This is a genomic window from Thiocystis minor (assembly GCF_016653465.1).
GTDB lineage: Bacteria > Pseudomonadota > Gammaproteobacteria > Chromatiales > Chromatiaceae > Chromatium > Chromatium minus.
In genome coordinates, this window is sequence record NZ_NHSQ01000033.1 from 1 (window position 1) to 13,118 (window position 13,118).

Genomic DNA, 13,118 nt, shown 5'->3' on the forward strand with positions numbered 1-13,118 from the left:
GCAAGGGCGATGGCGAGCCCGGTTTGAAGACGATCTGGCTGGGCATGCAGCGCATCATGGACTTCGCCGCCGGGATCAAATAGGCCAGGGAGATGCCGGACACGGAAAGTTGTGTGTAATGGGATGGCGTTAATGGCATCGTCTTTGTTGAAGAAAAAGACATCCGTTCCATCGAACTGGCCGCCAAAGTAGTAAGTTGTCTTCAGATACTGCGACGTACTGCCGCAGATCGAATTATATTCCGTTGGGTCTCCGTTAAAATTAAAGATGGCCATTGGCGTCGATAGCATAGGTCGCAGTTTCTTGATCCGTCGAATTCAGGAGCGGTTAAGCATACTCGGCGGCTACCGTGAAGAACATTCATTACGAATGGGAGGACGTTGAAAAATAGAGTTTACATTACCGACCGAGAATCGGTAATGGGATTTTCTAACCAATTCCAGGGAATAGATTGGTCAATCCGCGATGACAGCCTCAGCCAGCTTGATGAAGCCTACCTCCGGACCTTGGACGAGGATCGGTTGCGTGATCTGTCGCGACGGCTGTTGGACGATCTGAAAGAAGCGCGCGAACGGTTGCGGCAGAACCCGAACAACAGTTCCCGTCCGCCCGGCAGCCGTGCGCCCTGGGAGCGCCCGTCGGCGGGGGATGAGGATGGGATCGACGCGACGGATGCCGACGCGACCACCCCGGCGGAGGACGAGGAGGTGCGGGACGAGACGATGACGTCCTCAGAGGATTCGCCCGAAACCGCCGATGCGGACGCATCAGAGCGCGATCCGACTGGCGCCGAGCAGCCCAAGCCAAAACGCAAAGCGGGCAAGCAACCTGGAGCGCCGGGCTTCGGGCTCAGCGCCTTGTGCTTGCTCGCGTTGGCTTTGATCTCTTCGGCTTCGCTCAGGACAGGCTTGGTCCCGTCGAGACTGACGGTGCCGAACTTGAGCAGCCCCATCCACGAAGTTGACCGCTTCGCCTTGAGCGACTGCCCCGACTGCTGCTCTGTGGCCTCTTGGCCCTGGTCGGAGCGGTCTCGGTCTCCGCGGCCGAGAAGCTCTTCAACTTTCGGCGATCTCAATTCGGAGAAACAGGATTGGCTGGAGGAGGCGGCGCGCCGTTTCATGGCCGATCCGGCGCGCAACCGCCTCGACGGCAAGCCGATCCGGCTGACGATCGACAAGATCGGCTCGACGGAGTCGGCGAGCCTCCTCATCGAAGGCAAGACCGGGCGATCGACTACGGGGTCGAGCTGGAGCGCTACTTCAAACAGGCGGCGGGGATTCCATAGGCGGCGCTGCGCCGCCAGGAGACCTGAGATGCAGCTCTCCGACATCACCCTGGTTCTCGCGACCCGCGATGAGGCGAGCAATATCGCCGCCTTTCTGCGCTCGATCCCGGCAGAGTTGCAACTCGTCGTCGTGGATGCGAGTCGGGACGAGACTCCAGCGTTGATCGAGCGACTGCGCCCCCCCCGCGCGGACGCTGGTGCTGCGTGAGCCCGGAAACGTCACCGAGGCGCGACAGCGGGGCGCCGAGGTCGTCAGGACTGACTGGCTGCTCTTCTCCGATGCCGACGTCGTGTTCGCCCCGGACTATTTCGTCGCGCTGGCTCGCCTTCATGAAACCACGGTCGATTACGGCCCCAAGCTGTCCCGTGATCGCTATCGGGCCTACTACCGAGGTTTCGCGCTCGGTCAGTCGCTCTGCCAAACCTGCGGAATCCCGCCGCCTCTGGTTCCAATCTGCTGCTGCCGCGCAAGGCGCTGCTCGCCGTCGGCGGCTTCGACAGGCGCCTGAACTGCAACGAAGACTCGGAGCTGGCCTGGCGTATCAAGGCCGTTGGAGTTCCCGCCCGCTACCGGCGCGAGCTGGTAGTCTATGCTACGGATCACCGTCGCATCGCGCGGGGGCGCGCGGCCAAGACGTTCCATTCGCTCCTCCGCTGTCTGCTGCTTTACTCCGGCCTGATGCCGGAGCGCTGGCGCCGTCACGCCTGGGGCTACTGGCAGAACCGCAACTCCCGATCGGTCCTGAGTCACGTCTCCGAAGAAGGTGCGCCGCGACGGCAGGTGTTGGCGCACCGCACGGTAACGTGGGTCGAGCACCAGCCGACGTGCAGCGCCTGCTGGCCATCGCGCAAGGGCCTGTCATGGACCAGCGATACGTGTCGGCGAGGCGCTCGGCGCCCGTCCAGCGTGTTTTCACGCGGGTCGGCACCTCACCGGTGCGGGTGACATCCTCCACCCATTCATTCATCGAGCTGGGAGTGGGACGGCGACAAGCCCACGAACAAGAAGTCGCAGCCCTGCGCGAGCACCTACTCGCAAAACGGCTGATGGACGTCGAGATCGTCGCCGAGCAGGTTGGCACGCCAGGTGCCGGGCACCTCCCCCACTGCTGCAGTTTCACCACCTGCTCCCTACTTCTACTTTGTTAACTTTGACTGTCGCATAAATTAATGAATTTTAAGTTATTTTTTATTAGGCGCAATAAATCTTCATTTACTATGCCCCTATTGAAGATAGATGTTGGCGGTTTATGGGTGATTATAGGCGCTCAACGCGCCACTAGAACCCTATTGTTTATGTGTATTTTTGTTTATTATCATAAAATTTAAACACTTAAAGATTTTTTGAAGGTAACAAAGTAGAACTACATGCAGAGTTGGGAGTCTTCTGCATCTTCGTCGATAGAGATTGGCCTGCTTACAATAGAGTTCAGGGCGCCGGATTCGGCTGACTGGTATGAATCGACTCGATCCCGGCGATCACCGCCTCGTCCAGCACCAGATCGATGCTGGCAAGATCGCTTTCCAATTGTTCCAGCGTGGTCGCCCCGATGATGTTGGAGGTGGTGAAGGGACGGCTGGTCACCCAGGCCAGGGCCATCTGGGCCGGGTCCAGACCGTGGCGACGGGCCAGCGCGACATACTCGGCGGTCGCGCATTCGGCCTCGGGGTTGGAGTAGCGGCTGAAACGCTCGAACAGCGTGATGCGACCGGACGCCGGACGCTGCCCATGCAGATATTTACCCGACAGCACACCGAAGGCCAGGGGCGAATACGCCAGCAATCCGCATGACTCGCGGATGGCGATCTCCGCGAGTCCGATCTCAAAAGTGCGATTGAGCAGACTGTAAGGGTTCTGAATGCTCACCATGCGTGGCAGATTGTGCTGATCGGCGAGCGCCAGGAAGCGCATCAGGCCCCAGGGAGTCTCGTTGGACAGGCCGATGTGGCGGATCTTGCCGGCCTTGACCAGGTCGGCGAGTACCTGGAGCGTCTCCAGTAGGGGGACACTGTGATCGCTGGCGGCGGGCGAGTAGCCGAGCTTGCCGAAATAATTGGTCTCGCGATCGGGCCAGTGCAGTTGATAGAGATCAATCCAGTCGGTTTGCAGTCGTTGCAGGCTGGCATCCAGCGCGGTCTCAATATTGACGCGGTCGAGCCGGTTGCGACCGCCGCGGAGATGCGGCAGCCAGTCCCCCGGACCCGCGACCTTGGTCGCCAGAACGACCCGCTCGCGGCAGCGGCGGGCCTTGAGCCAGGTGCCGATATATTGCTCCGTGAGCCCCTGGGTCTCGGCCAGCGGCGGGACCGGATACATTTCGGCCGTGTCGATGAAATTGATTCCGGCGGCCAGGGCGCGATCCAGTTGGGCGTGGGCCTCCGCTTCCGTATTCTGCTGGCCGAAGGTCATGGTGCCGAGGCACAGCGCGCTGACCTCAATCCCCGAGTGACCAAGTGGTCTGCGTATCATGGCGGTCTCCAAGACGATCGATGAAGATGGATGGATGTCGAGCAAGCGCCTGATCCGGATTCGCTCGCGCGGCAGCGATCACGGCCGGGAGCGGTCACAACGCTCCCATCAAACGCCGGTCACGCGCAGACAGTGCACACTGAACAACTCCCCCGGATCGGTCCAGATCTGCTCGGACTCGAAACCGGCATCCCGCGCGAGGCTTTGGAAATCGGCGATACCGTATTTATAGGAATTTTCGGTGTGGATGGTTTCGCCTTCCCGAAACGCGAAGTCCTGACCGCTCACCTGAACCCGTTGCTCGGCCAGACTGACCAAGTGCATCTCGATCCGGCTCATGGAGGCGTTGAAGAAGGCCCGGTGGGCAAACGCATTCAGATCGAAGTCGCCCGCCAGTTCGCGATTGATGCGGGTCAGCAGATTGAGGTTGAAGGCCGCCGTCACCCCCTGAGCATCGTTATAGGCAGCGTTGAGGATCGTCGGATCCTTGCGCAGGTCGACACCGACCAGTAACCGCCCCCCCGCTCCGAGCAGTTGGGCAATGCGCACCAGAAAACGCCGGGCCTCCTCGGGGTCGAAATTGCCGATGCTCGATCCGGGGAAAAACGCGGCCAGATCGCGCCAGCCCGGATCCAGCGGCAGTTGCAAGGGAACCGAATAGTCGGCGCAGGCGGCATGAATGGACAGCGTCGGGAAACGCTCGGCCAGGGCGTGCGCGGATTCCCGCAGATGGTCTCTGGAAATGTCGATGGGGACATAAACGCGGGGTTGCAGCGCGGCCAACAGGGTCTGGATCTTGAGGCTGCTGCCGCTCCCGAGTTCGATCAGCACGCAGCCGCGTCCCAGACGGTCGGCCATCGCGGCGCCATGATCGCGCAGGATGCCGATCTCGGTCCTGGTCGGATAGTATTCGGGCAGTTCGGTGATGGCATCGAACAGACGCGAGCCCGGCTGATCGTAAAAGAGTTTCGGTGGGAGCCGCTTGTTCGATTGTCCGAGCCCGGCCAGCACCTCCGCGCGCACATCGGCGGGTGTCGGATGATAGTCGTGGAAACGGATGCGCCCCTGAGCGCCGCCCGAAGCGTCCGTGGTTTGCGACCCCGTGTCTGCCCCTTCAGGATGCAGTTCCTGATATCTCGGTTGTTTGACCGCCGCGTGCTGTGTCATGACCTGCTCTCCGCGAGTCGAAATCCTTTGAACTGCCAGCGTTCCTGAGGATAGAAAAAATTGCGATAGGTGGCTCGGACATGGTCCGCGGACGTGGCGCAGGAACCGCCGCGCAGGACCATCTGATTGCACATGAATTTGCCGTTGTATTCGCCGAGTGCGCCGGGTGCCGCGCGATAGCCCGGATAGGGGAGATAGGCGGAGCCGGTCCACTCCCAGACATCGCCGAAGAGCTGCCGCGGCCCATCGCCCTCGGCTGGCGCGGCCGGACGCGGATGCAGCCAGCCAGCATCGACGAAGTTGCCGGACAGGGGCTGGTCGACCGCGACCCGTTCCCATTCGGACTCGGTCGGAAGACGTTTGCCGGCCCAGGTCGCGAAGGCATCCGCCTCGTAGTAGCTGACATGGCAGACCGGCTCGGCTGGGTTCAGCGGGCGCATTCCGGAGAGGGTCATGAGGTGCCAGGCGCCATCCTGTTGCTCCCAGTAGAGCGGGCTGCGCCAGCCGTGTTGACGCACCGTCGCCCAGCCGTCCGAGAGCCAGAGCGCGGTCTGCTCATAGCCGCCATCGGTCATGAACTCCAGGAACTCGCCATTGGTCACGGGCCGGTCCGCGAGCGCGAAGGGTTCGAGAAAGACCCGATGGCGCGGGTGTTCGTTGTCGTAGGCGAAACCTTCGGAACCGGCGCGGGACGGGGCGCCGATCTCGGCCAGACCGCCGTCGCAGGACAGCCATCGCAAGGGGTCTGGATCCCTGAGCGGTGATTGCGGCAAATCCGCGCGATAGGCGGGACGTAATGGATTGTGCGCGAAGTGCCGCTTGATGTCCGTGATCAGGAGTTCCTGATGCTGCTGCTCGTGGTTCAGACCGATCCGTAACCGCGGTTCCGCGGTCAGCCAGTCGGTCGACGGACATTCGGCGATCAGCCGCGCCATGGCCGCGTCGACATGCTGGCGGTAGTCGTAGACCTCAGACACCGTCGGTCGGGACAGCAGACCGCGCTCGTGGCGCGGCCAGAAACCGCTGCCGGTCTGCTCGTAATAGCTGTTGAAGAGATACTCGAAACGCGGATGGAAAACTCGATAGCCCGGCAGCAAGGGCCGTAACAGGAAGGTCTCGTAGAACCAGGAGACATGCGCCAGATGCCATTTGGGCGGACTCGCCTCAACAACGGTCTGTAAACCATAGTCCTCGATGACCAGGGGTTCGCAGAGTTGTTCGCTGAAGGCGCGGATGCGCTGGAAATCCCTGAGTCGATGCGCGCGCTCAGCGTCCCGGTGATCGTCGCTTGTCGATGTTTCCTGCATGATTCCCTCGTTCGGATGGCTGATTGACTGACTGACTGGCGGCCCACCGCCTTGACTGCGGACTGCCGCCCGGACGGGAGCGGCTAGACACGCTCAACGGAACGCGACGGCATGGCTTAACGGCCGATGATGGCGACGATACGAGCAGAGTGCGGTCGACTTCGATGATTTCCAGCAATCCGGCCGAACCCGACGACCGACGCGCCCCGTGCGAAGGTTGCCCGCGCCGTGGTTCAAACGACCCTTTGCGCGTCCCCGGACAGACCTCGCGTACTCGCCCGCGACATCGGGATTGCGCCACGCCGCGCCGATTCCGATTTTGACGGAGCAAGCGAGGTCATGCGTCGCCGCTTGCTTGCGGCAGCCATTTCAGCAAGGTCCGATACAGCACCACCGGGTCGACCGGTTTGGCGAGATAATCGTCCATTCCCGAATCGCGACACTGCTGGATATCCTCGGCGAGATCGCTGGCGGTCATGGCGAGGATCGGGATCGACCGATAACCGGGTAATTGGCGGATCGCGAGCGTGGCCTCCGGCCCGTCCATGACCGGCATCCGCATGTCCATCAGGATCAGGTCGTAGGCGCTCGCGCGCGCCATTGCGATGGCCGACCGGCCGTTGTCGGCGATATCCACCAGCAGACCGGGGCCATCGCACAGCAGGATAAGTGCAATCTCCTGGTTGATCGGATCATCCTCGGCGAGCAGGATGCGACACCCCTGATGCGCCTGGCGCAGAGCGGATTCGACGTGCGCGACCGACGCCGCGATGACCTCGGGAGCGTCCCGGCCGCGCGCGTGATGCTGGTGCAGAATCGTCGCCACCAGCGCTTCCTGGTCGAGCGGTTTGGTGAGCGTATCGACCATGCCGGCGAGTCGGCATTGTTCATGGTCCGCGAGCAGGACGTGCGCGGTCTGGCCGATGACCGGCAAGTCGGGCGCCATGGCCGCGATGCGGCGCGTCGCCTCCAGCCCGTCCATCTCCGGCATCTGCACGTCCATCAAGACCACATCGAAAGCCTCGCGCTGGCGCGCGACCGCCTCGACTGCCTGCCGGCCATCGCCGACCAGCGTCAGCGCCGCCCCTTCGAGGCAGAGCAGATCCTGCAGCACCAGTTGATTCACCGCGTTGTCCTCGGCCGCGAGGATGCGCAGACCGGCCAGCCTGGGCTGGATTCGCGGCGCGAGCCAGTCGTCGGATGGGGTGGAATCCAACGGCATGTCAGCGGCGAGGTAAGGTAACCGGATGACGAAGCAGGATCCGCTCCCCGGCGTGCTTTCGATGCGAATCTCGCCCCCCATGAGTGCCGCCAGACGCTTGCTGATCGAGAGGCCAAGACCGGTGCCGCCGTACTTGCGGGTGGTGCTGGAATCGGCCTGCTCGAAGGGCGTGAACAGTCGCTCGACCTGCTCGGGAGTCATACCGATACCGGTATCGATGACGGCGAACGCCAGCGTCTCGCCGTCCCGGCTCGCGTCCAGGACGATGCTTCCGCGATCGGTAAATTTGACGGCATTCGAGAGCAAGTTGAGCAGGATCTGCGTCAATCGGTGGGAGTCGCCGAGACAGGCATCGGGAAGATCGGCGGCGACTCGGGCAGTCAGGGTCAGCCCCTTGGCGGCGGCGCGCTCCGCGATCACGGCGAGGGCCGAATCGAGGATGCGCCGGGGGACGAAGGGCATGGACTCGACGGCCAGCTTGCCGGCCTCGATCTTGGAAAAGTCGAGGATATCGTTGACGATACCGAGCAGTAACTTGCCCGAGTCGATGATCTGTGCGAAGTATTGACGATACTTCACCGCATCGGCGCTCTCGCGGTAGCCGATCTGCGCGAGACCGAGCACGCCGTTGAGAGGCGTGCGGATTTCGTGGCTCATGTTGGCGAGGAACAGGCTTTTGGCATCACTGGCGGTCTGCGCGCTTTGCGTGGCCTCGGCCAGCCGAAGATTGGCGGCCTCCAGTTCGGCGGTGCGGCGACTCACCATGTCTTCCAGTTGATGCTGGTAGCGCGACAGTTCGTCGGCCAGCCGCTTTTGCTCGGTCGTGTCCCGGCCGGAGCCACGGTAGCCAAGGAGTTCGCCGGTCGCGGACAGAATCGGCACGCCGCTGACCAGCAGGATGCGTTCGCTGCCATCCTGGTGCAGACAACGTGTTTCCAGATCCCGAAGCGGTGCGCGTCGCGCTTTCAGTTGCCGAAACAGGCCGCTCACCCGCGCCGCTTCGTCCGCCGACATGAACTCGAACGGCGTGCGACCCAGCAGGACGTCCGGCGCATAGCCAAGCGTCGCCTTGACCTGTGCCGAGACGTAGGTATAGCGGTCATCGAGATCGACTTCCCAGATCCAGTCGCCAAGGGTGAAGGCCAGGTCGCGGAAACGCTGTTCGCTCCGGCGCAGGATCTTCTCGCCCTGGCTGACCCGGGCGAGCGCAAAGCCGATCAGCAGCAGACCGCACAGCGTCAGCAGGGTCGAAATGACCGCGGTATTCCGCCAGGCAAGAAACTGCTCCTCAACGGCGCGACCGACCAGCACATAGAATGGAAAGTCGTCGATCTGGCGGAAGGCAAAGATCCGGTCGAGGCCGTCGGTCTTGCCGATGTAGCGGATGACGCCCTGCCGTTCGCCGGCCTGGATCCGCCGATAGGGCGGCGTTTGCGCGGCCGAATTGTTGGCCTGGGACGCGACGATCGGCCAGCGCACGACCAGCCGACTGTCGTCGCTGCGCCGGACGCTCACCATGCCCTGCGCGCCCACCTCGATTCCCGAGAACAGCCTGGCAAAATAGTCCAGATCGATGGTGGCGACGATCAGTCCGCGTAAATCGCCGGCCTCGCTCGACAGGGCGCGATACGCCACCAGGATCGGGGTACCACGTTGCTTGCTGATGAGTGCCTCGGAAAACCGCAGCTTCGACGTGGGCGAGTCCCGGCTGGCCAGGAAAAAGTCCCGGTCGGCGATGTTCAGGCGCTGGCTGTTCGCATCGCTGGTAAAGATCAGCGCACCCTCGGCATCGAAGACGCGATAGCCCCCCAACTCGGGGAAATTGCTGGCCAGCGCCCGCAATTCGCCATTGATGCGGGCCCGCCGCGCATCGTCTCGGCGGTCGCTCGGGAGGTCTTCGCGAAGGGTTGCGGCAATCAGCGCGGTCGTGGCATCGATCCTGCGCAGGGTGGACTCGATCTTGGCGGCGACGATGTTGGCCTCGTTGGCGCAAGCCGCGTTGACCGCGCGTTCGGTTTGCTGGCGCGTTTGAATCAGGAAATAGCCAAGCAGCGATCCGGTCAGGACGATGAAGACGATAAAGGAGCCGACATAAACCGAAATCAGTCCCTTTTGAATTTTGCGGGAGGATGACGCCGTGGCTCCACGAGAACGCCCTGGACCCGGCGGCACCCATTGACCGCCTGACGCCGCGGGATGGGGACTGGAAGTCTGGCCGAACGCCGCGGCGGCATGACGCATCGAGATCAGCAACCCTGTTGAACGGATCCAAACCGCATCGACAGATCCACCGCCCTGACGTCCTTGGTCAGTGCCCCGACCGAGATGCGATCGACACCGGTCTCGGCGATCGGACGGATGGTCTTGAGGTCGATACCGCCAGAGGCTTCCAGTTGGGTGCGCCCGGCATTGATGGCAACCGCGCGGCGCAGTTCATCCAACGTGAAATTATCGAGCAGAATCAGCTCCGCGCCGGCGCTCAACGCCTGCTCCAGTTCGGCGATCGACTCCACTTCGATCTCGATCCCGACACCGGCGTTCAGCGCGCGGGCGGCCTCCAGCGCGGCGCGGATCGAACCGGCCGCCAGTATATGGTTCTCCTTGATCAGAATGGCGTCGAACAGACCGATGCGATGATTGTGACAGCCACCGCACACCACGGCGTATTTCTGCTGGAGACGCAGCCCCGGCAGGGTCTTGCGCGTATCCAGCACGCGCGCCGGCAGCCCGTCCACCGCATCGGCGTATTGGCGTGCGCGGGTTGCCGTGCCGGAGAGGGTTTGCAGATAATTCATGGCCGTGCGCTCCCCGGTGAGCAGGGCGCGGGCGCTGCCCTCCAGCACGCACAGGCGTTGTCCGGGCACGACGCGCTCGCCATCGCTCGCTTCCCAGCGGATGACGCTCGCCGGATCCAGCCGCCGAAACACCGTCTCGAACCAAGCGCAACCGCATAGCGTCGCGGACTCGCGCGTGATCAGCTCGGCCCGCGCGCGCTGCTCCGCCGGCAACAGGGCGGCGGTCAGGTCGCCCGCGCCCACGTCCTCGGCCAGGACGGCGTCGATCTGGGCCTCGATGACCGAGCGATCAGGCAGGTGGTGGTGGAAATCGGTTCGGTTCGGCATGATTGGATCTGACGATGGATGTTCCATGACATGGTACTCGGAAGCAGAGGCTCGGAATCGCGCATGACAGAATACGCCAATCCGGCCCGCGCCGGCACCTCGGGGATCGACGCCGAAGGCTGGCTCCAGGGCGCCCGGCGCCACCCCTCGCCGAATCATGACGCGCGTCCGCCCGGTATTCCGATCGACCTGCTCGTGATCCACAACATCAGTCTGCCGCCGGGCGAATTCGCTGGACACTGGATCGACGATTTATTTCTGAACCGGCTCGATCCGTCTGCCCATCCCTATTTCGCCGCCATCGCGGAGATTCGTGTCTCCGCGCATCTGCTGATCCGCCGCGATGGCGCTCTGATCCAGTACGTGCCCTGCGAGCGCCGGGCGTGGCACGCCGGCGTCTCCTGCTTTCAGGAGCGCGAGCGCTGCAACGACTATTCGATCGGGGTCGAACTGGAAGGGTCTGACGGGATCGCGTTCACCGAGGCGCAATACCGAATGCTCGCCACCTGCACGCGACACCTTCAGGCCCGCTATCCAGCCATCACGCCCGCACGCATCGCCGGACACAGCGACATCGCGCCCGGACGCAAGACCGACCCTGGCCCAGCCTTCGATTGGCGCCGTTATCGCGCGCTGATCTCCGGCGCCGACCTCGACGACTAACCGCGTCCGCAGCGCCGTGAGACGTTTGTGCCGCCTAGCCTTGCGCCGCTGATGCGCTGCCACAGGCCGCTGCGCGTGAAGCGGCGAAAGTCGCTATAAACCACCGGCGAACCCGATGTCGACGAAAGCGAGGAATGCCGCTTCAAGTCAATGCAGCAGTGGAATGCGTGCTTAATAATGTCATCTGTCGATAAGGATTGGACTTGCAAATGGCCCGGCGATCATGGATCGAGCGGAGGACGCGGCCTGTACCCAGTTGAATCGCCGCAGCCACTCCCCGCCCAACGGTGTTGAGAGGCAACCCAACACCGCGCATGAGAGCCCATGACCAATCAGATCGTCGTTGACCCCATGACCCGCATCGAGGGTCATCTACGTTTCGTCACCCGCCTTGAAGACCAGGTGGTCACCGATGCCCACTGCACGGCAGACATGTTCCGCGGGATCGAAAAGGCGCTGATCGGCCATGACGCGCGGGTAGCGCAGCAGGTCACGCAACGGGTCTGCGGAGTCTGTCCCTATGGTCACGCCGAGGCTGCCGCGCTCGCGCTGGAGGACGCCATGGGCCTCAAGCCCAACGCCAATGGCCAGCGACTGCGTAACCTCATCGTCGGCACTTACCACCTGCAAGACTATCTCCTGCATTTTTATACCCTCTGCGCGCTCGACTTCATCGACATCACCGCCGTGCTTGGCTATCAGGGCCGGGACACCGCGCTGCTTGGTCTGCGCGACTGGGTGACGCGCGAGATCGCTAGCGCCAAGGTCTTTCCCGCCAGTCCCTTCCTGCCCCGCTACGAGGCCGCCTACTGCCGCGACCAGACACTGAACCTGAGCGCCGTCCGCCATTATCTGGAGGCGCTGCCGGTGATGGCCAGCCTGCACCGGATGGTGGCGCTGTTCGGAGCCAAGGCCCCGCATCCGGTCAGCATCGAGGCGGGCGGCGTGACCACCATCCCGACCCTGGAAAACATTGCCCAATTTCGCACCTGGCTTAAGGCTGCCGCCGCCTTCATCCGTGGCCCGTTCCAGGATGACCTGGTGGCGGTCGCCCAAGCCTTCCCCGGCTATTTCAAGGAAGGCAAGGGTCATGGCAACCTGCTCTCCTATCCCTTCCTACCGGACGCGAACGGCGAGCATCACGCCTTTGCCGGTGGCGCGACCATCGCCGGCCAGTACCGACCGCTCGATCTGAACCGGATCACCGAGGACAGCGTTCGCTCCTTCTATTCGGACCAGCCCGACCGCGACCTGAAACCGCTGAGCAGCCGCACGCTCACGCCGATCGACTGGAACCAATTTCAGGCCGAGCGGGAGAAGCCCGACGGCAAGTACAGTTGGTCGCGCGCGCCGCGCTACGGCGGCGAGGTGATGGAGGTGGGGCCGGTCGCGCGGGTGGTGAATACCTATCACGCCGGGACCAATCCGGCGCTGACGGCGATGGTCAATCAATTCAACGGGGCGGTGGGCGTGACCCTGGCGGACTACAACTCGGTCATGGGGCGCCATCTCTCCCGCCTGATCAACGCACTGCTGATCCTGGAGCGGGTGGAACGCGACATCGAGGAACTGGAGCCCGACCGGCTCGGTTTCGTGGAACGGGCGGTGCCACGCAACGCCCGTGGCGTGGGCCTGACCGAGGCGACCCGTGGCGCGCTGGCGCACTGGATCGAGACCGACGATCAGGGTTATATCAGTAATTACGAACTGATCGTCCCCACGACCTGGAATATCTCCCCGCGCGACGCCAGCGGCAAGCCGGGGGCCGTGGAACGGATGCTGATCGGTACCCGCATCGCGGATCCCGAAAACCCGATCGAGCTGACTCGCATCGTCCGTTCCACCGACCCCTGTATCGCCTGTTCCGTCCACTGAGCCTGGA

General features: G+C 63.2%; 10 protein-coding genes. 4 read left to right on the forward strand and 6 right to left on the reverse strand.

Features of this window, described 5'->3' with window-relative positions:
* The coding region (locus CCR95_RS02600; protein WP_201091585.1) for a hypothetical protein at positions 1 to 290 on the reverse strand (290 nt) is incomplete at its 3' end.
* A gap of 129 nt (positions 291 to 419) precedes the next feature.
* Here CCR95_RS02600 and CCR95_RS02605 point away from each other — a divergent pair.
* Positions 420 to 1,493, forward strand: a complete 1,074-nt coding sequence (locus CCR95_RS02605; RefSeq protein WP_201091637.1) for a hypothetical protein — start codon at positions 420 to 422, stop codon at positions 1,491 to 1,493.
* Complete coding sequence (locus CCR95_RS02610) at positions 1,483 to 1,794, forward strand: glycosyltransferase family A protein (protein ID WP_201091586.1); 312 nt, start codon at positions 1,483 to 1,485, stop codon at positions 1,792 to 1,794. Before CCR95_RS02605 ends, CCR95_RS02610 begins: the two co-directional genes overlap by 11 nt.
* A 920-nt stretch (positions 1,795 to 2,714) precedes the next feature.
* Here CCR95_RS02610 and CCR95_RS02615 read toward each other — a convergent pair.
* The 5 genes from CCR95_RS02615 to nadC form a co-directional block, all read right to left on the reverse strand.
* Positions 2,715 to 3,755 (reverse strand): NADP(H)-dependent aldo-keto reductase, encoded by a 1,041-nt coding sequence (locus tag CCR95_RS02615; RefSeq protein ID WP_201091591.1) that lies wholly within the window; start codon positions 3,753 to 3,755, stop codon positions 2,715 to 2,717.
* Between the two features lie 108 nt (positions 3,756 to 3,863).
* Positions 3,864 to 4,922, reverse strand: a complete 1,059-nt coding sequence (egtD, locus tag CCR95_RS02620; protein WP_201091593.1) for an L-histidine N(alpha)-methyltransferase — start codon at positions 4,920 to 4,922, stop codon at positions 3,864 to 3,866.
* Positions 4,919 to 6,229, reverse strand: a complete 1,311-nt coding sequence (egtB, locus tag CCR95_RS02625; protein ID WP_201091594.1) for an ergothioneine biosynthesis protein EgtB — start codon at positions 6,227 to 6,229, stop codon at positions 4,919 to 4,921. Before egtB ends, egtD begins: the two co-directional genes overlap by 4 nt.
* A 337-nt stretch (positions 6,230 to 6,566) precedes the next feature.
* Positions 6,567 to 9,692, reverse strand: a complete 3,126-nt coding sequence (locus tag CCR95_RS02630) for a response regulator (RefSeq protein WP_201091600.1) — start codon at positions 9,690 to 9,692, stop codon at positions 6,567 to 6,569.
* Positions 9,693 to 9,697: 5 nt separating this feature from the next.
* Entirely contained in the window at positions 9,698 to 10,573 is an 876-nt protein-coding gene (nadC, locus tag CCR95_RS02635; RefSeq protein ID WP_242523016.1) for a carboxylating nicotinate-nucleotide diphosphorylase, read from the reverse strand.
* A 63-nt stretch (positions 10,574 to 10,636) separates the two neighbouring features.
* Here nadC and ampD point away from each other — a divergent pair, with 63 nt between their 5' ends.
* On the forward strand, positions 10,637 to 11,236 hold the full coding sequence (gene ampD / locus CCR95_RS02640) for a 1,6-anhydro-N-acetylmuramyl-L-alanine amidase AmpD (protein WP_201091604.1): 600 nt from the start codon (positions 10,637 to 10,639) through the stop codon (positions 11,234 to 11,236).
* A 324-nt stretch (positions 11,237 to 11,560) separates the two neighbouring features.
* The gene (locus tag CCR95_RS02645; protein ID WP_201091606.1) at positions 11,561 to 13,111 is read left to right on the forward strand and encodes a nickel-dependent hydrogenase large subunit; all 1,551 of its coding nucleotides are present in this window, start codon (positions 11,561 to 11,563) and stop codon (positions 13,109 to 13,111) included.
* The last annotated feature ends 7 nt before the right edge of the window (positions 13,112 to 13,118 follow it).